The sequence below is a fragment of the Variovorax sp. GW531-E2 genome, from assembly GCF_059423125.1.
Genome location: NZ_JBWKXQ010000030.1, coordinates 38,892 through 62,414 on the forward strand (window position 1 = coordinate 38,892; position 23,523 = coordinate 62,414).

Consider the following 23,523-nt stretch of genomic DNA (forward strand, 5'->3'; position numbering starts at 1 on the left):
GCTGAGTGGCTTGCGTCGTCAGTCGTCGGGAAAGCGGTTCAGGCGGAGGTGGCCCGGTTCGGCCCCATGTAGCCGAAGAGGTGGCCGGCCACCTTGCGCATCTGGATCTCTTCCGATCCCTCGGTGATGCGGTAGCGGCGGTGGTGGCGGTAGATGTGTTCGAAGGGCTTGTGGCGCGAGTAGCCGATGCCGCCGTGCACCTGCATCGCGCGGTCGGCGGCCTCGCACACGAGGCGGTTGGCCCAGTAGTTGCACATCGAGACCTTGTCGGACAGCTGCTTCTCGACCTGCGGCTTGGGCATCTGGTCCATCTGCCACGCGGTCTTGCGGATCAAGAGGCGCAGCATCTCGACCTGCGTGGCCAGCTCGACCAGCGGAAACTGGACGCCCTGGTTGCGCGCCAGTTCTTCGCCGAAGGGCTTGCGCTCGCGCGCGTACTTGACGCTCTCGCGCACGCAGTAGTCGGCGGCGCCCAGGCTCGACGCGGCCTGGCGGATGCGGTTCTCGTGCACGAAGTGCTGGGCAATGGCCAGGCCGCCGTCGAGCGGGCCGAGCACGGCGTCTTCGGGCACCCACACGTTCGTGAAGCTCACGCGCGGGTGGTCGGTGGGCATGTTGAAGGTCCAGAGGTACTCCTCGATCTTCACGCCCTCGGCCTGCGCGGGCACCAGCAATGCGCTGATGCCGCGCGCGTCGCCGTCGCGCCCGCTGGTGCGCGCGAACAGCACGCAGTGCGTGGCGGTGTGCATGCCGGTGGTCCACATCTTTTCGCCGTCGATGCGAAAGCCGGCGCGGCCGTGGCGTGCCTCGGGCACGGCGCGGGTTGCCATGTGGGTGGCGTCGGAGCCGTGCTGCGGCTCGGTGAGGCCGAAGGTGAGGCGCACGCGCTCGTCGAGCATGCCCTGGATGAGTTCGTCGCACTGCGCGGGCGTGCCGAAGTCACGGATGGCCAGCACGAAGGGGTTGTTGGCGACGATCGAGTGTTCGTTCTGCAGGTCGTTGTGCAGGCCCAGGCCGCGCGCCGCAAAGTGCTCGCGGATCACGGCCATCCAGAGGTTGCTGCCGTCGCGCCCGCCGAATTCGGCGGGCAGCGCAAAGCGCAGGTGGCCCGCGCGGTCGGCGCGGTGGCGCGCCTCGGCCAGCAGCGCCTCCCACTCGGGACGCGGCAGGCCGCCATTCTCGAAGTCGGTGCGGGCCCATTCGCGGCGGTGGTCGAAGAAGCGCTCGTTGTCGTCCTGCGCCTGCAGCGGCGCGATCTCGCGGTCGATGAAGGCGTCGAGTTCGGCAAGGTAGTCGACGAGGTCGCGGGGCAGGTCGAAGTCCATGGCTCAGTCTTTCTTCTTTGTGCCGCCGGCGTAGCCGGGCTGGTCGATGGCGAGCTTGTCGCGCGTGGTCTGGCGCAGGTGGTCGATCAGGCCGGGGGTGGCGGCGTCGAGTTCGCCTGAGGCGATGCGGGTGCAGAGCAGGCGGTTGGCTTCGGCCAGGTCGGCGGGTGCGCCGGGGCCCAGCAGCGTGTGCAGCCGCGTCAGTTCGCTGGCCTGCGCGACGGGGCCGAGTTGCACTTCGCGCCGCGCGATGTCGAGCGTGTTCGCGGCCACGCGCGCGTGGAACGCGACCTGCCCTTCGGTGGCCGGCACCACCTGCTCGCGCAGGAAGGCGGCGACGGCTTCGAGCAGCTCGGCGATGTCGGGGCGGTCCTGCATCAGGCGGCCTCTTCCTCGGGGGCGAGCAGCGCCAGCAGGTCCGACTCGGCCTCCGACGCGCGGCGGCCGATGGCGGCCTTCTCCACATCGCGCTCGCGGCCGCTGAGCCAGGCATGCACCATGGCCTCGCAGACGATGCCCCACTTGAGCGTGCCCAGCACCTCCCACCAACGCACGCGATCGGCATCGACCTGCCCGCCTTCGGCGGTGTAGCCCTCGAAGAGCTGCTCGCGCGTGCCGAAGCCGCCCACGGGCAGCGCGCCGTGGCCGAAGCGCCAGGAGCGCACGCACATCCAGCCGAGGTCTTCCATCGGATCGCCGACGTGCGCCAGCTCCCAGTCGAGCACGGCGCGCAGGCCCTCCTCGCCGACCATCAGGTTGCCGTTGCGGAAGTCGCCGTGCACGAGCACCGGCGCGGGCACGTCGGCCGGCGCGTTCGCGCGCAGCCAGCGGAACGCGAGTTCGAACACGGGGCGCGCGGTGCCGTGGCTGCGGTGCAGGCCGATCTGGAAGTCGAGCTCCGCGCGCGCGGCGGCCGTGCGCAGCAGCGGCAGGTGCTGCGCGGGCAGGCGGTGGATGCGCGCCATGGCGGCGCCACACTGGCGCGCCAGCACGCGGCGCGCGCCGGCCAGGCGTTCGTCGCGCACGATGCGGCGGCCCAAGGTCTCGCCTTCGATGCGGTCCATGACGAAGCCTTCGCCGAGCCCGTCGGCCGGCTGCAGCACATGGCGCACGCCGGGCACGGGCACACCGCCTGCACGTGCGGCCTCGATGAGCTGCGCTTCCGCCGCCAGGCCCGCGGTGCCCAGGGCGCGCGCGCCGCTGGCATCGGCCGCGCGGCGCAGCACCAGCGGCTGGGCATGGCCCGCGCCGCCCGTCGTCACATCGAAAGCCCAGGTCTCCTGGCTGGCGCCGCCCGAGAGCCGGCGCAGGGCCTGCACTGCATGGCCATCGGGCACGAGCCGCCCGGCCAGCCGCTGCAGTGCGTTCGCGATCAGCGTCGCGTCATCGTGCACGGGCGAAGCGTGCCTGGAGCTTGCGCAGCAACCCGACCACGCCGCCGGGCATCGCGAACATGAAGGCGATCAGCACCACGCCGTACACCGCCCAGGGCGCGGCCTTGGAGACCTTCTCGGCCAGCGAGGGCACGAACATGATGAAGATGGCGCCGAAGATCGCGCCGTACAGCGTGCCCACGCCGCCCACCACGATGCCCACCAGCAGCGAGATCGACAGGAAGAGCGTGAACGAGTCGGGCGCCACGAACTGCACCGCAATGGCCGACAGCGCACCGCCCACGCCGGTGTACGCGGCCGACACGCCGAAAGTCATGGCCTTGTAGTGGCTGTTGTCCACACCCATCGCCTCGGAGGCCATGGCGTGGTCGCGGATGGCGCGCATGGCCCGGCCGCTGCCGCTTTGCAGCAGGTTGTGGGCAATGAAGAACATCACGACCGCGACGAACAGAGAGAACAGGTAGAGCCACTGGTCTTCGTTGAGCGGCAGGCCGAAGGGCGCGGCGGGCTTCATGAGCACGATGCCCTGCACGCCGCCGGTCCAGGCCTCGAGGTGCTTGTACTTGAGCAGCTGCGGCATCGCCACGCCGAGCGCGAAGGTGGCCAGCGCCAGGTACAGCCCTTCGAGCTTGAGCGCGGGCCGCCCGAACAGGTAGCCGACGATCAGGCACACCACGGCCGCCGCCGGCACCGTGAGCCAGTACGGCACGCCCGCATGCTCCATGAGGATGCCGGTGGTGTAGGCCCCAATGGCATAGAAGGCGCCGTGGCCCAGCGAGATCTGCCCGTTGTAGCCCGTGAGGATGTTCAGGCCCAGCAGCGCAATGGCATACGAGATCACCATGGTCGCCTGGAACAGCTGGTAGCCGCGCGCCACGAAGGTGATGCCGATGGCCAGCACGATCAGCAGGCCGACCCACAGGAGCGGAGAGCGCGAGGGCTTGGCGGTGCGTGCGTTGGCCGGTGCACCGAGCGGTGCCATGGCGGTCGGCAGGGAGGAGGCTTGAGGGGAGTTCATGCGATCAGACCCGGGTGACCAACTTGCGGCCCATGAGGCCGGAAGGCTTGACGATGAGCACGCCGACGATCAGCACCAGCGCCACCGACAGCTTGAGTTCGGTGCCCACCACGTAGGTGCCGATGAGGTTCTCGAGCACGCCGACGATGAAGCCGCCGAGCACCGCGCCCACGGGGCTGTCGATGCCGCCGATGAGCGCGCCGGCAAAGGCGTAGAGCAGCACGCCGGTCATCATGTGCGGGTCGAGGAAGACCACGGGCGCGACCATCATCCCGGCCACCGCGCCGATGGCGCCGGCCAGGCCCCAGCCCAGCATCAGCATGCGCCCGACGTTGATGCCCACCAGCCGCGACGAGGCCGCGTTCTGCGCCGCGGCGCGCATCGCCAGGCCCAGCGGCGTGAAGCGGAAGAACGCGAACAGCAGCAGCACCACCAGCAGCGTGACGCCGATGGCGCCCATCTCGTGCGCCGACATCATGGCGCTGCCGAACCACGCGTCCGACGGGAACGGGCTCGGGAACTGCTTGATGGTGTAGCCGAAGAGCCAGCCCGCCAGGCTGTGGAAGATCACCAGCAGGCCGATGAACACCACCACCACCGACAGCGCGGGCTTGTCGTGCATGGGCCGGATGACGGTGAACTCCACCACGGCCGCGAGCACGAAGGACAGCGCCACGGTCGCGACGAAGGCGGCCCAGTACGGCAGGCCGGCCTGCATGAGGCTCCAGGCGATGAAGGTCGAGAACATCGCCATCTCGCCCTGGGCGAAATTGATGTGGTGCGTGGCCTGGTAGATCATCACCAGCGCCAGCGCAACGCTGGCGTAGATGCCGCCGGTGGCCAGGCCCGCCAGCAGTTGGTGCAGGAATGCGTTCATCGGTGTGAGGCCCCTATTCGCCCAGATAGGCTTTACGGACTGCGTCGTTGCGGCGGATCTCGGCGGCCGTGCCCGAGAGCACGATGCGGCCGGTTTCCAGGAGGTAGGCCGAGTCGGCCAGGTCGAGCGCGAGCTTGGCGTTCTGTTCCACCAGCAGGATCGACACGCGCTCTTCCTTGTTGATGCGCCGCATGATCGAGAAGATGTCCTTCACGATGAGCGGCGCGAGCCCGAAGGAAGGCTCGTCGAGCAGCAGCAGGCGCGGCTTGCCCATGAGCGCGCGGCCGATGGCGAGCATCTGCTGCTCGCCGCCCGACAGCGTGCCGGCCTGCTGCGCGCGGCGCTCGCGCAGGCGCGGGAAGTAGTCGAACACGCGCTCCATGTCGGCGTCGATGCCGTCGCGGCTCGCACGCGCGTAGGCGCCCAGTCGCAGGTTCTCCTCGGTCGTGAGGCCCAGGAAGGTGCCGCGCCCGTCGGGCACGTGGCCCACGCCGGCCTTGGCGATCTGTTCGGTCGAGCGGCCGTCGATGCGCTGGCCGGCCAGCATGATGCGGCCCTCGGTGCTCACCATCATCTGGCACAGCGCGCGCAGCGTGGTGGTCTTGCCGGCGCCGTTGGCGCCCAGCAGCGCCACGACCTGGCCGGAGGGAATGTCGAGGTCGATGCCTTGCAGCACGCGCGTCGGGCCGTAGGCCGCGTGCAAGCCGCGCACTTCGAGAATGTTGGTCGTCATGCCATGGCCTCCGCTTCTGCCTCTTCGCCCAGGTAGGCGCGGATCACCTCGGGATGCGCGCGCACCTCGGCCGGCGTGCCCTCGGCGATCTTCTTGCCGAAGTTCAGCGCCACCACCTTGTCCGACACGCCCATCACGAGGCTCATGTGGTGTTCGACCAGCAGCACCGTCACGTTCAGGCGGTCGCGGATGTCGCGGATCAGCGTGCCCAGGCTTTCGAGTTCTTCGTGGTTCAGCCCGCAGGCCGGCTCGTCGAGCAGCAGCAGCTGCGGCTCGGCCGCCAGTGCGCGTGCCAGCTCGACACGCTTCTGTGTGCCGAACGGCAGGTCGGCCACTTCACGTTCGGCCACGGCATCGAGGTCGAGAAAGTGGATCAGCTGGTCGGCCCGCGCCCGCGCCTGCGACTCGATGGCCGCCACGCCGGGCAGCCGGAAGGCGTTGCGCAGGAAGCCCGCGTGGTGCTTGCTGTGGCAACCCACCAGCACGTTGTCGCGCACGGTCATCGTGCGAAACAGCGCCAGGTTCTGGAAGGTGCGCCCGATGCCCAGGCCCGCCATGCGGTGGCGCGGCAGGCGCGTGAGCGGATGGCCGTCGAACTCGATGCGGCCGGCGCTGCACTCGTACAGGCGCGAGAGACAGTTGAACAGCGTGCTCTTGCCCGCCCCGTTCGGCCCGATGAGGCCGCAGATCTGGCCCCGCCGCACGTCGAACGAGACGCCGTCGAGCGCCACGATGCCGCCGAAGCGCACCGACACCGCATCGATGCGCAACAGGGGGGTGTTCTCTTTGTCTCCGCGATCGGTGTCATGAATCATGCGTCGATCTCTTTTTATGGAGCCGCGGTCGATGGCCGCAGCGTTCTCTTATCCAGAAACACCGCGGAACCGGCTTTGCCGGGCCGCAGGTGTTGCCCCCTGCAAGGGGGTTGGAGGCCACACGAAGTGGGCAAGCCTGGGGGTGTGCCTGTCTACAGCCGCTCGATGATGGTCACATTCGCCATGCCGCCGCCTTCGCACATGGTCTGCAGGCCGTAGCGCTTGCCGCGCTGGCCCAGGGCGTTTACCAGCGTGGTCATCAGCTTGGTGCCCGAGGCGCCCAGCGGGTGGCCCAGCGCAATGGCGCCGCCGTTCACGTTGATGCGGGCCGGGTCGGCGCCCAGCGCCTTCAGCCAGGCGATGGGCACGGGCGCGAAGGCTTCGTTGACTTCGTACAGGTCGATGTCCTCGATCTTCATGCCGGCCTTTTGCAGCGCGCGCTGCGTGGCGGGCAGCGGGGCCTCGAGCATGATGACCGGGTCGTGGCCCAGCACGCTCATGTGGTGGATGCGCGCCAGCGGCTTCACGCCCAGCGTCTTCAGGCCGCGCTCGTTCACGACCATGAGGCCGCTGGCGCCGTCGCAGATCTGGCTGGCGGTGGCCGCCGTGCAGCGCCCGCCTTCGGCGATGAGCTTGACGCCGGCGATGCTCTCCAGCGTGGCGTCGTAGCGGATGCCTTCGTCGGTGGTGTGCAGCTCGCCGGTCTCGGTGCCGTCGGCCATGCGCACGGCCACGGGCACGATCTCGCGTTCGAAGTGGCCGGCCTTCGTGGCGGCGATGGCGCGGTGGTGGCTTTCGAGCGCGTAGCGGTCGAGCGCGTCTTTCTCGATGCCGTAGTTGCGCGCGATCATCTCGGCACCGGTGAACTGGCTGAACTGAATGCCGGGGTAGCGCTTTTCCATGCCGGGGCTCACGTAGAAGCCCAGGTTGTTCTTCAGCGGCAGCGTGGTGGGCAGGCCCATGGGCACGCGGCTCATGCTCTCGACGCCGGCGGCGATGACGATGTCCATGGTGCCCGACATCACGGCCTGTGCCGCGAAGTGCAGCGCCTGCTGCGACGAGCCGCACTGGCGGTCGACCGAGGTGGCGGGCACCGACTCGGGCAGGCGCGAAGCCAGCACCGCGTTGCGCGCCACGTTGGAGGCCTGCTCGCCGGCCTGGCCGACGCAGCCCATGATGACGTCTTCGATCAGCGCGGGGTCGGCGTCGGTGCGCTCCACGAGGGCGTTGAGCACCTGTGCGGCCAGGTCGGCCGGGTGCCATCCGGCAAGGCGGCCGTTGCGGCGGCCGCCGGCGGTGCGCGCGGCGGCGACGATATAGGCTTCGGGCATGTGAAATCTCCGGTGATGGGTTCGGTTCGACAGTCCAGCGCATTGTTGGCGCCGCGCCGCCGCACAGCGTCGTCGGAACCGACGATTTTGGGCGGCGGCGCCTTGCGCCCCTACGCTCTCAGGCCTTGGCGAGGCGCTTGGCCATGCTCCAGCGGTGCACCTCCGAGGGGCCGTCATAGATCCGGAAAGCCCGCATGTCGCGGAAGATGCGCGCGGCCACGGTCTCGTCCGAGACGCCGCTCGCGCCCAGGATCTGCACCGAGCGGTCGACCACGCGCCACTCGGCCTCCGAGCACAGCACCTTGGCCACGCTCGACTCGTGGCGGCCCTTGCCGCCCTGATCGAGCACCCACGCGCAATGCCAGATGGTCAGGCGCGAGACGTGCAGGTCCATCTCGTTGTCGGCCAGCATGAAGCCCACGCCCTCGTGCTCCACCAGCGCATGGCCGAAGGCCTGGCGGCGGCGGGCGTAGTCGGCGGCGAGCTCGTGCACGCGGCGCGCGGCGCCGAGCCAGCGCATGCAGTGCGTGAGGCGCGCGGGCGCCAGCCGCACCTGCGCGTAGCGAAAGCCCTCGCCGATGGCGCCCAGCACGTCGGTGGCCGGCACGCGCAGGCCGTCGAAGCGCACCACGCCGTGGCCGCCGGTGAAGCAGCTGTCGAGTGCGTCGATCTGCCGTTCGATCACGATTTCGGGCTGGTCCATGTCTGCCAGGAACATGGTCGACGAGCCGTCTTCCATGCGCGCCATGATGATCGCGAAGCCCGCGCCGGTGGCGCCGGTGATGAACCACTTGCGCCCGGTGATCACGTAATGGTCGCCGTCGCGCACGGCCACGGTCTGCATCATCGACGGGTCGGAGCCGGCGCCGGGTGGCGGCTCGGTCATGCAGAAGCACGAGCGCACATGGCCGTCGATGAGCGGCTGCAGCCAGCGCGCCTTCTGCGCCGGCGTGGCCACCACCTCCATCAGGTGCACGTTGCCTTCGTCGGGCGCGTGGATGTTGAGCGCCACCGGGCCGAGCGGCGAGTAGCCCGCCTCCTCGAACACGATGGCCTTGTCGACGTGCGACAGGCCCAGCCCGCCGTGTTCCTTGGACGCATGCGGCGTGAGCAGGCCAGCGCGGCGCGCGCGCGCCACCAGCTCGTCGCGCAGCGCCTCGGCGGGACCGTGCGAATCCTGCCGGGGGTCGGATTCGAGCGGAATCACCTCCTCGGCGATGAAGCGGCGCGTTCGTTCCTGCAGGTCGAGCTGGGCCGGGGTGAGGCTGAAGTCCATGGGGACGCTCCTTCTTTCTCTGTGAAATTCAAGGATGGACGGATTGAAGACAATGCGGCGCATGGTGCCGACGCGGGCGCGGGTTTCGAGTCGTGAGCGGGACAAGCCCGCCGGATTCGTCCGTTCCGACGATGCCGCGGCCCGGCCTGCGCCCAACACTGACACGCCATGAACACACCTGCAACCGACAACGACGCCGACAACATCCTCCTGCTCACCCGTCCGCAGGACGGCTGCGCCTGCCTCACGCTGAACCGCCCGCAGGCCATGAACGCCCTGTCGCTCGCGCTGCGGCGCGCGCTGGTGCGCACGCTCGACACGCTCGCGCAGGACGACAGCGTGCGCGTGCTCATCCTCACCGGCGCGGGCCGCGCCTTCTGCGCCGGCCTGGACCTGCGCGAGATCGACCCCGGCGCCATCACCGGCGACGCCGGCACCGACGTGGCCACCGCGCTCGCGAACTTTCCGCGCCCGGTGATCGGCGCCGTGAACGGCGCGGCCATCACCGGTGGCCTCGAGGTGGCGCTGGCCTGCGACCTGCTGATTGCGTCTAGCGAGGCGCGCTTCGCCGACACCCACGCGCGCATCGGCGTGATCCCGGGCTGGGGGCTGTCGCAGCGGCTGTCACGGCTCATCGGCATTGCGCGTGCGAAAGAGATGGCCTTCAGCGGCAACTTCGTCGGTGCCGAGCAGGCCGAGCGCTGGGGGCTGGTCAACCGCGTGACGACGCCCGAACAGCTGATGCCCGAGGCGCTGGCCCTGGCCGCCGACATCGCGAGCGCGCTGCCCGAGATGCTGCCGGTCTACAAGCGCCTGATCGACGACGGCCATGCGCGCAGCTTCGCCGAAGGCATGGCGCTGGAGCAGGCCGCCACGCGCGAGTGGGCTGCGTCGCTCACGCCCGAGGTGCTGCGCGCGCGGCGCGAGGCGGTGCAGGCGCGCGGGCGGGCGCAGAAGGGCTGACGACGGCCCTTCGCCCCGGCCTCAGCGCGGCGCCATCCGGATCGCGCCGTCCAGCCGCACGCTCTCGCCGTTGAAGTAGCCGTTGGTGATCATCAGTTCGGCCAGCGTCGCGTACTCGGCCGGGTTGCCCAGGCGCTTGGGGAACGGCACCGAGGCGGCCAGCGCGGCCTTCACGTTGTCGGGTGCGCCCTGCAGCAGCGGCGTGTTGAAGATGCCCGGCAGGATGGTGTTCACGCGGATGCCCTCGCCCATGAGGTCGCGTGCGATGGGCAGCGTCATGCCGACCACGCCGGCCTTCGAGGCGGTGTAGGCGGCCTGGCCCATCTGGCCGTCTTGTGCCGCGACCGAGGCGGTGTTGACGATGGCGCCGCGCTCGCCATCTTCCAGCGCATCGAGCGTGAGCATGCCGGCTGCCGACTTGGCGATGCAGCGGAAGGTACCCACGAGGTTGATCTGGATGATGCGGTCGAAGTTGGCGAGCGGAAAGTGCTTGATCTCGCCCGAGGCCTTGTCGCGGCTCGCGGTCTTCACCGCGTTGCCGGTGCCGGCGCAGTTGACCAGCACGCGCTCCTGGCCGTGCGCGGCACGCGCCTTGGCGAAGGCCGCGTCGACCTGCTCTTCCGACGTGACATCGACCTTGCAGAACACGCCGCCCAGCTCCTTGGCCAGGGCCTCGCCCTGCTCCACGTTGAGGTCGAACAGCGCGACCTTCACGCCGTGGCTGGCCAGGCGGCGCGCGGTGGCGGCCCCCAGGCCCGAGGCGCCGCCCGTGACGACGGCGGCAATGCTGGAATCGAGTTGCATCTCTTGTTGTCCTTGGATAGTGAGAGAGAAAGGAAGAAAGAAAGAAAACCGAAAACGCCTGCCGTTCAGACCGGGTAGTAGCGCAGCTTGCGCGCCGCCATCTCGCGCATGCGCGCCGTGGGCACATACGGCGCGCCGAGCGCCGCATGTTTGTCGCACAGCGCGACCACGCGGTCCAGCCCCAGCCAGTCGGCGTACTTGAGCGCCCCGCCCGCATAGGCCGGAAAGCCCACGCCGAGCAGCAGCGCCATGTCGAGCTCGGCCGGCGTGGCGACCACGCCGTCTTCGAGTGCGTGCGCGGCCTCGACCACCATCGGCAGCATCATGCGTTCGACGATCTCCGCATCCGCGAAATCACGCCGCCCTTGCGGCTGCAGCGTGGCGACCAGCGCATGCGCCTCGGGCGCGGCCGACTTGCGTGGGCGGCCCATGGGGTCGCTCTCGTAGCGGTAGAAGCCCGCGCCGTTCTTCTGGCCGTAGCGCTTGTTCGCCACCATGAGCTTCACGGCGTTGCGTTCGAGGGCCGGCATGCGCTGCGGATAGCCCGCGGCGATCACGTCGCCCACGTGCGCGCCCACGTCCATGCCCACCACGTCCTGCAGGTAGGCCGGGCCCATGGGCCAGCCGAAGGCTTCCATCGCGCGATCGATCGCCTCGAAGTCGGCGCCATCGGCCACCAGCTGCACGAAGGCGTTGATGTACGGCGTGAGGATGCGGTTGACCAGGAAGCCCGGGCAGTCCTTCACCACGATGGGCGTCTTGCCCATGGCCACGGCATAGCCCACGGCGGTGGACACGGCGGCGTCGCGCGTCTTCGCGCCCTGGATCACTTCCACCAGCTGCATCACCGGCACGGGGTTGAAGAAGTGCATGCCGACAAAGTCCTCGGGCCGCGCGAGCGGCTGAGCGATGTCGTCGATGCGCAGGCTCGAGGTGTTCGAGGCGATCACGGTGCCGGGCTTCACGCTGTGCTCCAGCGCGGCCAGCACCTTGCGCTTGACCTCGAGGCTCTCGACCACGGCCTCGACCACGCAGTCCACCGTGTCGAAGCCGGCCTCGTCGAGCTGCGGCACGATCGACGCTTGAATGGCATCGGCCTTGGCCTGCGCGAGCCGGCCGTTCTTCACCTGCTTGGCGAGCTGCTTGCCGGCCTCGGCCATGCCCAGGTCGAGCGGCGGCTGCGCGATGTCCTTCATGCGCACCGGCGTGCCGCGCAGCGCGCTGGTGTAGGCGATACCGCCGCCCATGATGCCGGCGCCGAGCACGGCCGCCTGCTTCACCGGACGGCCTTCGCGCGCGTGGCGCTTGTAGAGCTTCTTGAGCGCCTGGTCGTTGAGAAAAGCCTGCACCAGCGAGGCGGCGGCCTGCGTCTTCGCGACGCGGCCGAAGGCGGCTGACTCGAGGTCGAGCGCGCCCGCGCGGTCGCGGCCGGCGGCCTCGGCCATCATCTCGAGCGCGATGACGGCCGCGGGCTGGTGCTTGCCACTGCGCGCCACCACCTGCGTGCGCGCGGCCTCGACCAGCGCGCCGGCCTCCTGCTTCGACAGCGCCAGCGGCGCGCGCTTGCGTTGCTGCGCCGCCTGCCAGTCGATCTCGCCGCGCACCGCACGCTGCAGCAGCGCGAGCGCACGGTCGCGCAGGGCCTCGGGCGCGGCGACCTCGTCGGTCACGCCCGCGGCCAGCGCGGCCGGCGCCTTGGCCGGCTTGCCGCTCGCCACCCAGTCGATGGCCGTGGCCAGCCCCGCCAGGCGCGACAGCCGTACCGTGCCTCCGAAGCCGGGGAACAGCCCGAGCTTCACCTCGGGCACGCCGACCTGCGCCGTGTCGGCCATCACGCGCAGCGGCGCGAGCATCGCCAGCTCCAGCCCGCCGCCGAGCGCGAAGCCGTTGATGGCGACCACGCTGGGCACGGCCAGGTCTTCGAAGGCGTTGAACAGCTCGTTGCTGGCACGCACGCCGCGCGCAATGTCGGCCTCGGCCTGCTGGAAGGTGGCGCCGAACTCGGTGATGTCGGCGCCGACGATGAACACGTCTTTCGCGCTCGTCACCAGCACGCCGCGCACATCCGGCGAGGCCGCGATGCGTTCGGTGGCCTGGCGGAACTCGTCGACGGTGCGCGCGTCGAGCTTGTTGATGGCCTCGCCGCGCCGGTCGAAGCGCAGCTCCACCAGACCGTCCTGCAACGGCAGGACTTCGATACTTTCGCCTTGGAACAAAGGGGGTCTCCTCGCGGCCGGCGACGCGCCAGCCTGTGGGAAAAAGTTTAGGGACGCGCCCTGCGCGCAGGCATCGTCCGAAGCGACGATTACAGGCGGCCGCGCGCCTGCAGGTAGTCGCGCACCGCCTCGGCGGCGGGGTCACCGACCACGGCGAACTCGTCGGTGAAGAAGATCGGCGAGGCGGCCAGGTCGATGAAGCGGCGCTCGTCCGCGAGCAGCTCGGCGCTCGCGCGGCGGGCGTCCTCGCGCCGTGCGCCGGTGCGCGCTTCGAGGCTGTCCCACCACAGCTCGGCCACGCCGTCGAAGGGCGCGGGGCTGCCGCGCGGCACGGCCAGCGGCTGCACCAGCGCATCGTCGAGCGTGTGCGACTGCACGTAGCGGCGCAGGCCCAGCACCTCGGCACGTTCAGCGACGAGCGGTGCGTGCACATGGCGCCAGTGGTGCTGGAACTGCGCGCGGTCCAGGTGCGGCAGCCGCCGCAGGCAGAAGACGAGCTTGATCATCGGCGCACCCGGATCAGGCCTTCCTGCGCGACCGAGGCCACGAGCCGGCCGGCGCGGTCGAACAGCGCACCGCGACAGAAGCCGCGCGCATGCTCGGCCGAGGGCGAGTCGGCGTCGTACAGCAGCCAGTCGTCGCAGCGGAAATCGCGGTGGAACCACATCGCGTGGTCCAGGCTCACGCCCTGCACGCCGGGTTGCTGAAACGCCAGGCCGTGCGGCTGCATCGCCACGCCCATGAAACTGTAGTCGGAGGCATAGGCCAGCATCGCCTGGTGCAGCAACGGGTCGTCGGGCAACACGTCGGCCGTGCGCAGCCAGAGCTGGCTCTGCGGCGGACGAGGGCCAGCCGTGACCGGGTCGCGCGGATCGACGTAGCGGAACTCGATCGGCCCCTCGACGCGCACGCGCGGGCCGGCGCGCGGCGTGAGGTCTTCGGGCGGCGGCGCCTCGGGCATGGCGCACTGGTGCGACACGCCCTCCTCGCGCCGGTGGAACGAGGCCGACATGTGGAAGATCGGCTCGCCGTGCTGGATGGCGACCACGCGCCGCGTGGTGAAGCTCGCGCCGTCGCGGATGCGGTCCACGTCGTAGACGATGGGCGCGGCCTTGTCGCCTGCGCGCAAGAAGTAGCCGTGCAGCGAATGCGCCGCATGCCCGTCGACCGTGCGGGCCGCCGCCATCAGCGCCTGCCCGAGCACCTGGCCGCCGAAGACGGCGGGCGCGCCGATGTCGGTGCTGGTGCCGCGAAACAGGTTCTTCTCCAGTTGTTCGAGCTGCAGCTGGGCGACCAGCGACTGCAGCGCTTGCGCGCGGCCTGAGCTCACGCGGCCTGCTCCGCGGGATAGAAGGGCGTGTTCGATTGCGCGCGTTGGCGCAACGCAGCCGTGGGCTTGAAGCGCTCGCCGTGGCGCTCGGCCAACGCATCGCAGCGTGCGACGAAGGCCGAGAGGCCGACGGTCTCGATGTACGAGAGCGTGCCGCCGGTCCAGTCGGGGTAGCCCAGCGCGAGCACGGCGCCGAGGTCGGCTTCGACCGGCTGCTTCAGCACGCCTTCTTCGAGGCAGCGCGCGGCTTCGAGCGAGAGCAGCGACAGCAGGCGCTCGCCAACGGCGCGTGCGTCGGGCTGCGATGCGGCGGCTTGCCCCGTCGTTGCATCGCCAGCCAGCGGACTCTCGCGCAACCCAGCCTGCCGCGCAGCGTTCGCGATCAGCGCAGGCGACACGCCCTCGCTCAACAACGCCGCACCCTCACTGCGGTACAGCTGCCGCAGCCGCTCGACATACGCAACGTTGACCGCACTCAAGTCGCCCTTGCGCCGCAGCGCCGCGCCCCGGTTCACGAACAGCGTGCGCATCAGGTTGCGCGCCACCGGGCCGGCGAGCAAGGGGCCGAAGCACTGCGCCTCGACCGCCAGGCCCGCGTCCATCGGCAGCTGCGTGCCTTCGTACACGGCCGACAGGATGGCCAGCGGCGCGGGCAGCTGGTCGTGCGTGTCGCGCCGCACCTGCGCCAGCGTCGCGCCGAAGCTCGCGCCCGCATGCGGCGCCAGTGCACCCGCGCCGCCCGGCACCTGGAAGCCCTTCACGTCCCACGGCTGCTGGCCGGCGTCGGGGTGGTCGAGCACCCAGCGACGGGCCACGGCCACGAGCTGGTCGGCCGGCGCGAGCGCATCGACCATGCCCAGCGCCAGCGCCTCGGCCGGCGCCACATGCCGGCCCGACAGCAGCAGCGGCAGCGCACGCGCAATGCCGATCAGGCGCGGCAGCCGTTGCGTGCCGCCGCCCACGGGCAGCAGGCCGACCGTGACCTCGGGCAGACCGACCACCGCGCGCGGTTCGTCGAGCAGCACGCGGTGATGGCAGGCCAGCGCGAGTTCGAAACCGCCGCCCAGCGCCACGCCGTTGATGGCCACCGCCACCGGCTTGCCGCAGCGCTCCAGCTCGCGCAGCGCGCGCCCGCCGGGTGCGATCGCCTCGATGGCCTCGGCCGCGCCGCCGCCCGTGGCATGAAAGCCCACGAGGTCCTTCAGGTCGGCCCCGGCCATGAAGCCGCTGCCCTTGCCCGAGGTGATGACCGCGCCGCGCACGTCGGCGCGCTGCGCGATCTGCGCCACGGCCTCGCGCAGGTCGGCCGTGAAGCCGGGCGTGAACACGTTCATCGGCCGCTCGGGCACGTCGAGGGTGAGGAGCGCGACGCCGTCGGCATCGACCTCGAATCGGATGTGGGAAGGCATAGGAAAAAAGGAAAGAGAAGACGTGCTGCTCAGACGCGTTCGATCACCAGCGCGGTCGATTGCCCCGCCGCGGCGCACAGCGTGACCAGGCCCAGGCGCGCGTCGCGCCGTTCCAGCTCGTCGAGCAGCGTGCCCGTGAGGATCGCGCCGGTCGCGCCCAGCGGGTGGCCCAGCGCGATGGCACCGCCGTTCACGTTGATGCGCGCGGGGTCGATGTCGAAGTGGCGCGCATAGCGCATCGGCACCACCGAGAAGGCCTCGTTCACTTCGAACAGGTCGATGTCGCCGATGCCCAGGCCGCAGCGCGCCAGCAGGCGCTCGGTGGCGGGCATCGGGCCGCCCAGGCTCAGCAGCGGCTCGTCGGCGCACGAGGCGCTGCCGACGATGCGCGCGCGCGGCTTCAAGCCGTTGCGCGTGCCGTAGTCGCGGTTGCCCAGCAGCACCGCGCAGGCGCCGTCGACGATGCCGCTCGAGTTGCCGCCCGTGTGGATCGCGTCGATGTGCGACAGCTGCGGGTAGCGCTGCAGCAGGATCGCTTCGTAGCCCTGCGCGGCCACGCCAGCGAAGGCGGGCTTGAGCTTGGCCAGGTCGGCCATCGTGGTGCCGGGGCGGCTGGCCTCGTCTTTCGCGAGCACGGTGCGGCCGAGCCGGTCGCGCACGGGCACGAGCGAGCGGTCGAAGCGGCCCTCGGCCTGCGCCACGGCGGCGCGGCGCTGGCTTTCCATGGCGTAGGCATCGACCGCCTCGCGGTCCACGCCGTCGAGCATGGCCATGAGGTCGGCCGCCACGCCGTTGGGGATGTAGGGGTAGCGCTGGCCCACGGCGGGGTCGGTGTAGACCGCGCCGCCGTCGCTGCCGATGGTCACGCGCGACATCGACTCCACGCCGCCGCCGATCACCGCGTCGGCCTGGCCCGAGGCCACGAGGCCGAAGCCCATCTTCAGCGTGTCGAGTGCCGAGGTGCAGAAGCGGTTGAGCTGGAAGCCCACCACGCTGTCGCCGTAGCCCGCCGACAGCAGCGCGACGCGCGCGATGTCGGCGCCCTGCTCGCCCACGGGCATCACCACGCCCAGGCCCACGTCCTCGATCTGCGCGGGGTCGAGTGCATGGCGTTCGCGCAGCGCCTGCAGCACCTGCGTGGCCAGCTGCACCGGCGTGATGGGGTGCAGCGCACCGTCGGCGCGGCCCTTGCCGCGCGGTGTGCGCACGTGGTCGTAGATGAAAACGTCGTCGGTCATGGGCAGGGCGCCGCCCGGGTGCGCAAGGCCACCGGATGCAGGGGAATTCAGTTTGTCTGCGGCCAGTTTAGGAAGCAGAATCGGTTGCCGGAATCGTCGGAAGCGACGGAATTTCCAGGCACTCACTCCCCCTTCGCGATGCCTGCTCCAGCCCCCGTTCCCCCCTCTTCGCTCCGGATTCTCGAGACCAAGCTGAACCCGCCGGCCTTCGTGGCCACGCAGGTGCCGCGCACCGCCATCAGCGAAGAGATCGCCGCCGCCACCGTCAAGCTCGTGCTGGTGCGCGCGCCCGCGGGCTTCGGCAAGACCACCGCCATGGCGCAGATCCGCGAGCGCATGGATGCGCAGGGCATCGCCACCGCCTGGCTCACGCTCGACCGCGCCGACAACGACGTGTCGCGCTTTCTCAACTGCCTGGCCGAGGCCGTGCAGCGCATCGGCGTGGACGAGCCCGCGAGCCACGCGCCCTTCGACGCCGTGGCCGCGCTGGCCGCGCACGACTCGCCCTTCACGCTGTTCCTGGACGACTTCGAGGTGGTGCAGGAGCCCGCCGTGCTGGGCCTCGTGCGCGAGCTGGTGGAGCACCTGCCGCGGCGCGGGCAGATCGTGATCGGCTCGCGCAGCCTGCCCGACCTCGGGCTGGGCCGGCTGCGCGCGCGCGGTCAGCTCATCGAGATCGACACCGACCGCCTGCGCTTCTCGCTGGAAGAAACCAGCGCCTTCATCGGCCTGCGCCAGGCGCATGCGCCGCACGCCGCCGCGCAACCGCCGCAGGCGCTGCCGGCCGACCTGCTCTCGCAGCTGCACCGCAAGACCGAAGGCTGGGTGGCGGCCATCTGGCTGGCGTCGATGGCGCTGGAGCGGCACGGCATCGAGACCGGCTTCATCGAGCGCTTTTCGGGCTCCGACCGCGCCGTGGCCGACTACCTGGCCGAAGACGTGCTCGCGCACCAGCCGCCCGAGATCCACGACTTCCTGCTGCGCACCAGCATCCTGCGCCAGCTCGACGCCTCGGTGTGCCAGGCGCTCAACCCGCGCGGCGACAGCGCCGTCATCCTCGAGCAGCTGGCCGCCGCCAACCTGTTCCTCACGCCCGTGAGCGGCGATGCCGGCGGCGAGGTGCGCGCGTGGCGCTACCACAGCCTCTTTGCCGACTTCCTGCGTGCGCAGCTGGCGCGCGAGCGGCCGGGCGAGCTCGCGCGACTGCACCTCGCGGCCTCGGGCTGGTACGAGTCGCACGGCCGGCCCGTGCCCGCCATCGACCACGCCATCGAAGGCGGCGACCACCCGCACGCGCTCACGCTGCTCGACAGCTACGCCGAGCAGTTCCTCGAACAGGGCCGCATGCGCATGCTGGCGCGCTGGTTCTCGGCCATCCCTGAACATCAGCTGCGCGAACATCCGTTCCTGCAGCTCATCGCGCTGTGGGCCACCTGCTTCACGCACGGCCCGTGGGACGCCATGCGGCTGCTCGAACAGTCGGGTTGCCTCGACAGCCCCATCCCCGAGGTGCGCGCCAACGCCCACACGCTCATTCCGCTGCTGCTGGCCATGGAAGACCAGCACGACGCCGCCTACGAGGCCGGCCGCGAGAGCCTCGCGCGCCTGCCCACCGGCCTCGCCTTTGCCGAGGGCGTGCTGCTCAACGCCATGGCGCACATCCTCGCCGTGCGCGGCGACCAGCGCGAGGCGCAGCGCCTGCTCGAGGCCGCGCGGCGCGAGCAGGGCAACAGCACCTTCAACCGCATGTACACCGAGTCGCTGGCGGGCCTGTTCGACCTCACCGAAGGCCGGCTGCGCCAGGCCACCGCGCGGCTGCGCATGGCGGTCGACTCCACGCATGCCGTGTCGTACAACCACAGCCACGGCAACGCCTGGGCCGGTGTGCTGTACGCGGGCGCCGTGTACGAAACCAACCAGCTGGTGCAGGCCGAGCACCTGCTGAACGTGTACCTGCCGCTGGCGCGCGACGTGGGCCTGCCCGACCACATGATCCTGAGCCACGTCATGCGCTCGCGCATCGCCTTCCACGCGGGCGACATCGACGCCGCGTTCCAGGCCCTGACCGAACTCGAGTACCTGGGCCACCACCGCCAGCTGCCGCGCGTGGTCGCGGGCGCCAAGCTGGAGCGCGCCCACATGCTGCTGCTGCAGGGCAACGGCCCCGCCTCGCGCGACGAGCTGCAGCGCGCCGACGACCCCGAGCTGTGGGAGCGCGAGCGCCGCCAGCGCCTGCCCGCGCACGACCTCGACTACCTCGCGCTCGCCCGGGCGCGCTGGGACATCGCCTTCGGCGACGCGCGCGCGGCGCTCACCGTGCTCGACGCCGAACTGCACGCCGCCGTCGCCGCCAACCGCAACCGCCGCGCGCTCAAGCTGCGCGTGCTGCGCGCGCTGGCGCTGCAGCGCGCAGGCGACCTCGCCACCGCCATCGAAGAAATCGGCGCCGTGCTGCAGGCCGCGAGCCAGGAAGGCTTCGTGCGGCTGATCCTCGACGAAGGCCCGGCCGTGGGCACGCTGGTGCACCGCTATGCCGCCGCCATGCAGCAGGAGGCCGGTGCCGTCGCGCCCGTGCTGCGCAGCGACCCGATCCTGGCCGACTACCTGCAGCGGCTGCTGCAGGTGCTGGGCCCGCCGCCCTCACCGATCGACGCCGAGGCGCCCTCGGGCGACGCCACCAAGGAGCCGCTCACGCGCAAGGAGATCCGCGTGCTGCAGCTCCTGGCCGAGGGCTACTCGAACAACGCGATGGGCGAGAAGCTGTTCGTGTCGGAGAGCACGGTGCGCACGCACCTGCGCAACATCCACATGAAGCTGGGTGCGAAGCGGCGCACGGAGGCGGTGGCGATTGCGCGCAAGCTCGGCGTGATCCGCTAGCCCGAAAAAAAGGGCCCGCCCGCCGATACACGGCAGACGGGCCCAAACCCTCGCCTTTCGTCAGAACGACACGTTCAGATTCGCCTTCACCGACTGGTCGCGCGCCTTGCCGCCGAACTGGCCGCCGTACGACACGCCGAAGGTCGCGCGCGGCGAGAACGCGAAGTCCATGCCCAGTTGCAGCACCGCCGCGTTCTTCGCGACCGCGACGCCCGCGATGTCCGAGAAGCCCGTGGCGCCCGGCAGCGCAACGCTGGCGAACGGCGTCAGGTCGCCGTAGGCGCGGCGCCAGCCGACCATGCCCTTGAGCGTGGCATCGACGCCGCCCAGGCGCACCGCGGTCGATGCACGCAGGCCCAGCGTCGACAGGCCGACGTTCGCACTGCCGCTGCGCGCCTGCAGCGCCGCCCACGTGCCGCGCTCCGAGAACGCGTCGGTGTGCAGCGTGACGTGCGCCAGGTTGGCGAAGGGCTCCAGCGCCACGTCACCGGCCGCCAGGCTGTAGCCCACTTCGCCGAAGACCTGCGTGGTCGATGCGTCGTGGTTGCTCTTGAGCGAATCCGCCAGGCCCGCCACGCGCGCCTGGCGCGTGGTGTCCACGTCGTGCCGCGCATAAGCTGCGCCGGCGCGCAGGGCCCACGGACCGAGCGTGGTGCCGCCGTACAGGCCCAGGTGGTAGCTGGTGGCATCGCCCGAGGACGAACGCGCGTCCACGTCGAACTTGCTGCGGCTGTAGCCGCCGGTCACGCCCAGGCGCCCGTTGTCGCCCACGCGCGTGTCGCCGCCCATCAGCAGGCCGTCGACCGAGCGATCGAGCCGTGCGGCATTGCCGTCGCCGCGCGCACGGCCGGTCGAGTGCAGGGCCTGGCTCCAGAAGACGGCCTCGCCCGTGGTCGGTGCGGCCATGTGCGACTGGCCGGCGCCGTCGTTGACCTTGACCAGCGCCGTGGAAGCGCCCGCCGTGCCGGCCGAGGCGCGCAGGCGCTCCATCGCGGCCTCGCGCACGAAGCGGCTGTCTTCGATGAGCGCGGTCTTCGCGGAGGCATGCACTTCGCCCGACAGGCTGTCGAAGGCCGTGCGCGCGGCCGGCACGCTCTCCAACTGCAGCGCGGCAGCCAACGCCGGGCTCCACGCGGCCGCGCCATCGAGGTTCACACCCATCGCACGCTGGTTGCCCGACTGCGCGACCGACGCGAACGACACGCTGTTGCGCATGGCCTCGGTATAGACCTGCGTCGCGGTGTAGCCCAGCTTCGGCGAGAGGAAGAGGTAGTCCTTGGCCACGCTGAAGTCGGCGAAGGTGCCGCTCACGCCGCCCTCGGCGTTCAGCAGCGTGTAGCGCGTTCCGAGGTTGTAGCCGCCGAGCACGCGGACCGTGCCGCCCTCGAGCGTGGCTTGGCCGCTGACATTGAGCCGGTCGGCCTGCGCATCGGTGCCGCTCAGCTCGGCCTCGAAGGTCGAGCCCGGCGCGAAGCGTGTGTTGCCGGCCACATGCAGCATGCCGATGGAGTTGCCCGGCGCCACGACACCGCCGCTGGCGACGGTCGTGCTGCCGACCGTGCCGGTGCCCTGCAAACGCCCGCCCGACAGCACGGCCATCGTGCCGCCCAGCGTGCCGTTGACCGACAGCATGCCCTGCGCCACCGAGGTCCTGCCGGTGAAGGCGCCCGAGTCGCCAGTGAGCTCGAAGCTGCCCGCGCCCGCCTTGACGAGGCCGCCGCTGCCGCTGAAGCGGCCCGCGAACTGCGTCGAACGGTCGTTGCCGCCGGTGGTCAGCGTGCCGGTGCCCACGGCGACGTCGCCCGCGCCGGCCAGCGAGCCGATGGTGGCGTCGAAGCCGTTGAGGTCGAGCCTGGCCTTGCCGGCCACCGTGAACGCGCTGGCGTTCGACAGGCCGGTGGCCGAGCCCGCGCGCAGCGTGCCGCCCTGGACCCAGGTCGCGCCGCTGTAGCTGTTGGCGCCGCTCAAGGTGGTGACGCCTTCGCCGGTCGTGCCGCCCGTGGTGCGCAGGTCGCCCGCGCCGGTGATGTTGTAGGTGAAGTCGTAGGCGTCGCCGCGGTCGATGGCGAAGCTGGCGCCCGCGTCGATGGCCACATGGCTGGTGATGGAACCGGTGGTACCGCCCTCGCCCAGCGCGAGCTCGCCGGCCTGGATGCGCGTGTCGCCCGAGTAGGTGTTGGTGCCCGTGAGCACCAGCCGCCCGGCGCCGGCCTTCACGAGGCTGCCGCGGTAGTCTTCGTCGGTCTTGCTGCGCAGGTGGGTCAGGCGCTCCCAGTCGACGTTGACCGTCCTCGCCCGGTCCTCGACAGCCGTCATGATGTCGTCTACGGGAACCACCAGGTACGGCGGGAGCTCGGCCCAGAGAGGGTGCCCCGGCCCGATGAGCTGACGGTAGCTTTCGAACAGCACGACGGTGTTCGCCGCCAGAGGATTGGCCTTCGCGGCGGCCAGCGCGTCGGCATAGTCACCACCCGACAGCATGGCCGTGCGCAGTGCCTGGAGCAACGCGACGGCCTCCTGGCCCAGCGGCTTGAAGGTGTCCAGGGCGATCGGCCCGGTGACAAGGGCACCCAGGCGCGCGATCTCGGCGGCTTCTTCCTGCTTGCGCTGCACCAGCCCCGTCTCCGAGATGTCATTGCGCCATGTATCGGCCGTCCCGCCAGGCATGTCGATGACCGTGCGCTTGAGCAATTGGCCGGGCCCCTTCATGGCGTTCTCGAGGTTGACGAGGCCCCAGCCGATCACCTCGTCGGGCGCCGCCTGACGCGTGCCGTCGAGCTTGGTGGCCGTGGTGAGCAGCACCTGCAACGCCTGCTCGTTGGTCATGTACGGAAAGCGCTCCATGATGATGCCCAGGGCTCCGGTGGCATGCGGCGCTGCCATCGAGGTGCCGCTGTAGGCCGCATAGGCCCCGTCGAACACCGTGCTCATGATGCTGGTCCCCGGGGTGGCCACGCACCAGTACTTGGCAATGCCGCACTTGTTGAGGGAGCTGTTCTGCTGGTAGCCCGTCCTCGTCTGACTGACCCCCGTCACTGTCAGCCAATGCCCCTCCACATCGGGCCTGAAATACGGCAGCGCCCCGCGCGCCGCCGGGTTGGCCTGGTCCTGGTTGTCGGCAGCGAACACCTGGATGACCCCTTCCTTTCCATCGGCCTGGGGCTTCGTGGCATCGATCGCGGCGTCGACCCAGGACGGCCCGCGCAGGTACTGCATGTAGTCGGCGGTGACCGCCTGCAGGGTGCTGAAATTCGAACGCTCGGGATTGCCCCAGCTGTTGTTGATGACCCTGACGCCTGCGTCGCGCATGCCCTGGTAGAGATTGCGGAAGTTCTCGGTCGTGGCATGGGGATGGGCTTGCGGACTCAGCCCGGCACCCGAACTCAGCGCATCGGGCGCATTGGTGTTGCCCACGAACACGTCGGCATTGAACGCCACGCCGTGCATGTTGTTCTTGATGTCCTGCCCGTCCCGGCTGGCGCCCACGGTGCCGGACACGTGGGTGCCATGGAAACCGTAGCCCACGTTGTTGCTGTTGAGCACGGAGCCATCCGCCGCGAACTGGCTGTACGCCCCGTTGGACGTCGCCGTCACCAGCGCCGTGAAGCGCGTGAGCGGCAATTCGCGCGCGTGGCGGACATCGAACCCCGAATCGATCACGCCCAGCTTCACGCCCTTGCCCGTGAACCCCGCCGCGTAGGCGTACTCGGTCTTCATCGCCCCGAGCCCCCAGTCGGCCAGGAACTCCTTCGTGCGCCAGCTGGCCGGGTTGCCGATCATGCCGGGGTCGCCCGGATAGGCCTGTGCACCGGCCGCGGTGGCCAGCATCGAACCCAGCACGCACACGGCGGCGCGGGCCACGGCCCTGCGCTTGAACTTCGGTGATCTCGTCATGACGGAACGAACCCTCTCTGTCT

Annotated in this window: 18 protein-coding genes; 2 read left to right on the top strand and 16 right to left on the bottom strand. The window is 70.6% G+C overall.

The window, feature by feature from the left end; genetic code table 11:
• Window positions 1-38: 38 nt before the first annotated feature.
• The 9 genes from AC07XP_RS18165 to AC07XP_RS18205 all read right to left on the bottom strand — a co-directional run bounded on the left by AC07XP_RS18165 (window position 39) and on the right by AC07XP_RS18205 (window position 8,769).
• Window positions 39-1,325 carry an acyl-CoA dehydrogenase family protein gene (locus AC07XP_RS18165; protein WP_495265457.1) on the bottom strand — a complete coding sequence of 429 codons (1,287 nt, stop codon included), beginning with the start codon at window positions 1,323-1,325 and terminating at the stop codon, window positions 39-41.
• Window positions 1,326-1,328: 3 nt separating this feature from the next.
• Entirely contained in the window at window positions 1,329-1,703 is a 375-nt protein-coding gene (locus AC07XP_RS18170) for a DUF6285 domain-containing protein (RefSeq protein ID WP_495265458.1), read from the bottom strand.
• On the bottom strand, window positions 1,703-2,719 hold the full coding sequence (locus AC07XP_RS18175) for a phosphotransferase family protein (protein WP_495265459.1): 1,017 nt from the start codon (window positions 2,717-2,719) through the stop codon (window positions 1,703-1,705). Before AC07XP_RS18175 ends, AC07XP_RS18170 begins: the two co-directional genes overlap by 1 nt.
• On the bottom strand, window positions 2,709-3,701 hold the full coding sequence (locus tag AC07XP_RS18180; RefSeq protein WP_495265480.1) for a branched-chain amino acid ABC transporter permease: 993 nt from the start codon (window positions 3,699-3,701) through the stop codon (window positions 2,709-2,711). Before AC07XP_RS18180 ends, AC07XP_RS18175 begins: the two co-directional genes overlap by 11 nt.
• A gap of 40 nt (window positions 3,702-3,741) precedes the next feature.
• Window positions 3,742-4,614, bottom strand: coding sequence for a branched-chain amino acid ABC transporter permease (locus AC07XP_RS18185; protein WP_056577629.1), 873 nt, complete (start codon window positions 4,612-4,614; stop codon window positions 3,742-3,744).
• Window positions 4,615-4,627: 13 nt separating this feature from the next.
• On the bottom strand, window positions 4,628-5,347 hold the full coding sequence (locus tag AC07XP_RS18190) for an ABC transporter ATP-binding protein (RefSeq protein ID WP_492698702.1): 720 nt from the start codon (window positions 5,345-5,347) through the stop codon (window positions 4,628-4,630).
• On the bottom strand, window positions 5,344-6,162 hold the full coding sequence (locus AC07XP_RS18195; protein ID WP_307584363.1) for an ABC transporter ATP-binding protein: 819 nt from the start codon (window positions 6,160-6,162) through the stop codon (window positions 5,344-5,346). The genes AC07XP_RS18190 and AC07XP_RS18195 overlap by 4 nt, the downstream gene beginning before the upstream one ends.
• Before the next feature lie 152 nt (window positions 6,163-6,314).
• Window positions 6,315-7,493 (bottom strand): acetyl-CoA C-acetyltransferase, encoded by a 1,179-nt coding sequence (locus AC07XP_RS18200; protein ID WP_095746834.1) that lies wholly within the window; start codon window positions 7,491-7,493, stop codon window positions 6,315-6,317.
• Window positions 7,494-7,611: 118 nt separating this feature from the next.
• Window positions 7,612-8,769 carry an acyl-CoA dehydrogenase family protein gene (locus tag AC07XP_RS18205; protein WP_062478158.1) on the bottom strand — a complete coding sequence of 386 codons (1,158 nt, stop codon included), beginning with the start codon at window positions 8,767-8,769 and terminating at the stop codon, window positions 7,612-7,614.
• A gap of 168 nt (window positions 8,770-8,937) precedes the next feature.
• Between AC07XP_RS18205 and AC07XP_RS18210 the strand changes: the two genes are divergently transcribed.
• A complete protein-coding gene (locus AC07XP_RS18210) occupies window positions 8,938-9,732 on the top strand; it encodes an enoyl-CoA hydratase (RefSeq protein ID WP_495265460.1) in 795 nt (264 codons plus the stop codon).
• Between the two features lie 21 nt (window positions 9,733-9,753).
• Here AC07XP_RS18210 and AC07XP_RS18215 read toward each other — a convergent pair whose 3' ends face one another.
• From AC07XP_RS18215 to AC07XP_RS18240, 6 genes are all read right to left on the bottom strand, one after another.
• Entirely contained in the window at window positions 9,754-10,536 is a 783-nt protein-coding gene (locus AC07XP_RS18215) for an SDR family NAD(P)-dependent oxidoreductase (RefSeq protein ID WP_062478161.1), read from the bottom strand.
• Between the two features lie 65 nt (window positions 10,537-10,601).
• A complete protein-coding gene (gene fadB / locus AC07XP_RS18220) occupies window positions 10,602-12,752 on the bottom strand; it encodes a fatty acid oxidation complex subunit alpha FadB (RefSeq protein WP_495265461.1) in 2,151 nt (716 codons plus the stop codon).
• A gap of 89 nt (window positions 12,753-12,841) precedes the next feature.
• On the bottom strand, window positions 12,842-13,258 hold the full coding sequence (locus AC07XP_RS18225; RefSeq protein WP_159272837.1) for an EthD domain-containing protein: 417 nt from the start codon (window positions 13,256-13,258) through the stop codon (window positions 12,842-12,844).
• Window positions 13,255-14,082: an acyl-CoA thioesterase gene (locus AC07XP_RS18230; protein ID WP_495265462.1), complete on the bottom strand. Its 828-nt coding sequence runs from the start codon at window positions 14,080-14,082 to the stop codon at window positions 13,255-13,257. Before AC07XP_RS18230 ends, AC07XP_RS18225 begins: the two co-directional genes overlap by 4 nt.
• Entirely contained in the window at window positions 14,079-15,491 is a 1,413-nt protein-coding gene (locus AC07XP_RS18235; RefSeq protein ID WP_495265463.1) for an enoyl-CoA hydratase-related protein, read from the bottom strand. The genes AC07XP_RS18230 and AC07XP_RS18235 overlap by 4 nt, the downstream gene beginning before the upstream one ends.
• A 29-nt stretch (window positions 15,492-15,520) precedes the next feature.
• Window positions 15,521-16,729 carry an acetyl-CoA C-acetyltransferase gene (locus AC07XP_RS18240; protein ID WP_495265464.1) on the bottom strand — a complete coding sequence of 403 codons (1,209 nt, stop codon included), beginning with the start codon at window positions 16,727-16,729 and terminating at the stop codon, window positions 15,521-15,523.
• A 138-nt stretch (window positions 16,730-16,867) separates the two neighbouring features.
• On the opposite strand from AC07XP_RS18240, the gene AC07XP_RS18245 reads away from it, so the two are divergent.
• Complete coding sequence (locus AC07XP_RS18245; RefSeq protein WP_062478179.1) at window positions 16,868-19,606, top strand: winged helix-turn-helix domain-containing protein; 2,739 nt, start codon at window positions 16,868-16,870, stop codon at window positions 19,604-19,606.
• A gap of 60 nt (window positions 19,607-19,666) precedes the next feature.
• Here AC07XP_RS18245 and AC07XP_RS18250 read toward each other — a convergent pair whose 3' ends face one another.
• Window positions 19,667-23,500 carry an autotransporter domain-containing protein gene (locus AC07XP_RS18250; protein WP_495265465.1) on the bottom strand — a complete coding sequence of 1,278 codons (3,834 nt, stop codon included), beginning with the start codon at window positions 23,498-23,500 and terminating at the stop codon, window positions 19,667-19,669.
• Window positions 23,501-23,523 lie beyond the last annotated feature (23 nt).

What these genes read in the sequence shown, in the direction of transcription:
- AC07XP_RS18165 (WP_495265457.1), bottom strand. Translation starts at nt 1,325, where the DNA reads ATGGACTTCGACCTGCCCCGCGACCTCGTCGACTACCTTGCCGAACTC.
- AC07XP_RS18170 (WP_495265458.1), bottom strand. Translation starts at nt 1,703, where the DNA reads ATGCAGGACCGCCCCGACATCGCCGAGCTGCTCGAAGCCGTCGCCGCC.
- AC07XP_RS18180 (WP_495265480.1), bottom strand. Translation starts at nt 3,701, where the DNA reads ATGGCACCGCTCGGTGCACCGGCCAACGCACGCACCGCCAAGCCCTCG.
- AC07XP_RS18185 (WP_056577629.1), bottom strand. Translation starts at nt 4,614, where the DNA reads ATGAACGCATTCCTGCACCAACTGCTGGCGGGCCTGGCCACCGGCGGC.
- AC07XP_RS18190 (WP_492698702.1), bottom strand. Translation starts at nt 5,347, where the DNA reads ATGACGACCAACATTCTCGAAGTGCGCGGCTTGCACGCGGCCTACGGC.
- AC07XP_RS18195 (WP_307584363.1), bottom strand. Translation starts at nt 6,162, where the DNA reads ATGATTCATGACACCGATCGCGGAGACAAAGAGAACACCCCCCTGTTG.
- AC07XP_RS18200 (WP_095746834.1), bottom strand. Translation starts at nt 7,493, where the DNA reads ATGCCCGAAGCCTATATCGTCGCCGCCGCGCGCACCGCCGGCGGCCGC.
- AC07XP_RS18205 (WP_062478158.1), bottom strand. Translation starts at nt 8,769, where the DNA reads ATGGACTTCAGCCTCACCCCGGCCCAGCTCGACCTGCAGGAACGAACG.
- AC07XP_RS18210 (WP_495265460.1), top strand. Translation starts at nt 8,938, where the DNA reads ATGAACACACCTGCAACCGACAACGACGCCGACAACATCCTCCTGCTC.
- AC07XP_RS18215 (WP_062478161.1), bottom strand. Translation starts at nt 10,536, where the DNA reads ATGCAACTCGATTCCAGCATTGCCGCCGTCGTCACGGGCGGCGCCTCG.
- AC07XP_RS18225 (WP_159272837.1), bottom strand. Translation starts at nt 13,258, where the DNA reads ATGATCAAGCTCGTCTTCTGCCTGCGGCGGCTGCCGCACCTGGACCGC.
- AC07XP_RS18235 (WP_495265463.1), bottom strand. Translation starts at nt 15,491, where the DNA reads ATGCCTTCCCACATCCGATTCGAGGTCGATGCCGACGGCGTCGCGCTC.
- AC07XP_RS18240 (WP_495265464.1), bottom strand. Translation starts at nt 16,729, where the DNA reads ATGACCGACGACGTTTTCATCTACGACCACGTGCGCACACCGCGCGGC.
- AC07XP_RS18245 (WP_062478179.1), top strand. Translation starts at nt 16,868, where the DNA reads ATGCCTGCTCCAGCCCCCGTTCCCCCCTCTTCGCTCCGGATTCTCGAG.
- AC07XP_RS18250 (WP_495265465.1), bottom strand. Translation starts at nt 23,500, where the DNA reads ATGACGAGATCACCGAAGTTCAAGCGCAGGGCCGTGGCCCGCGCCGCC.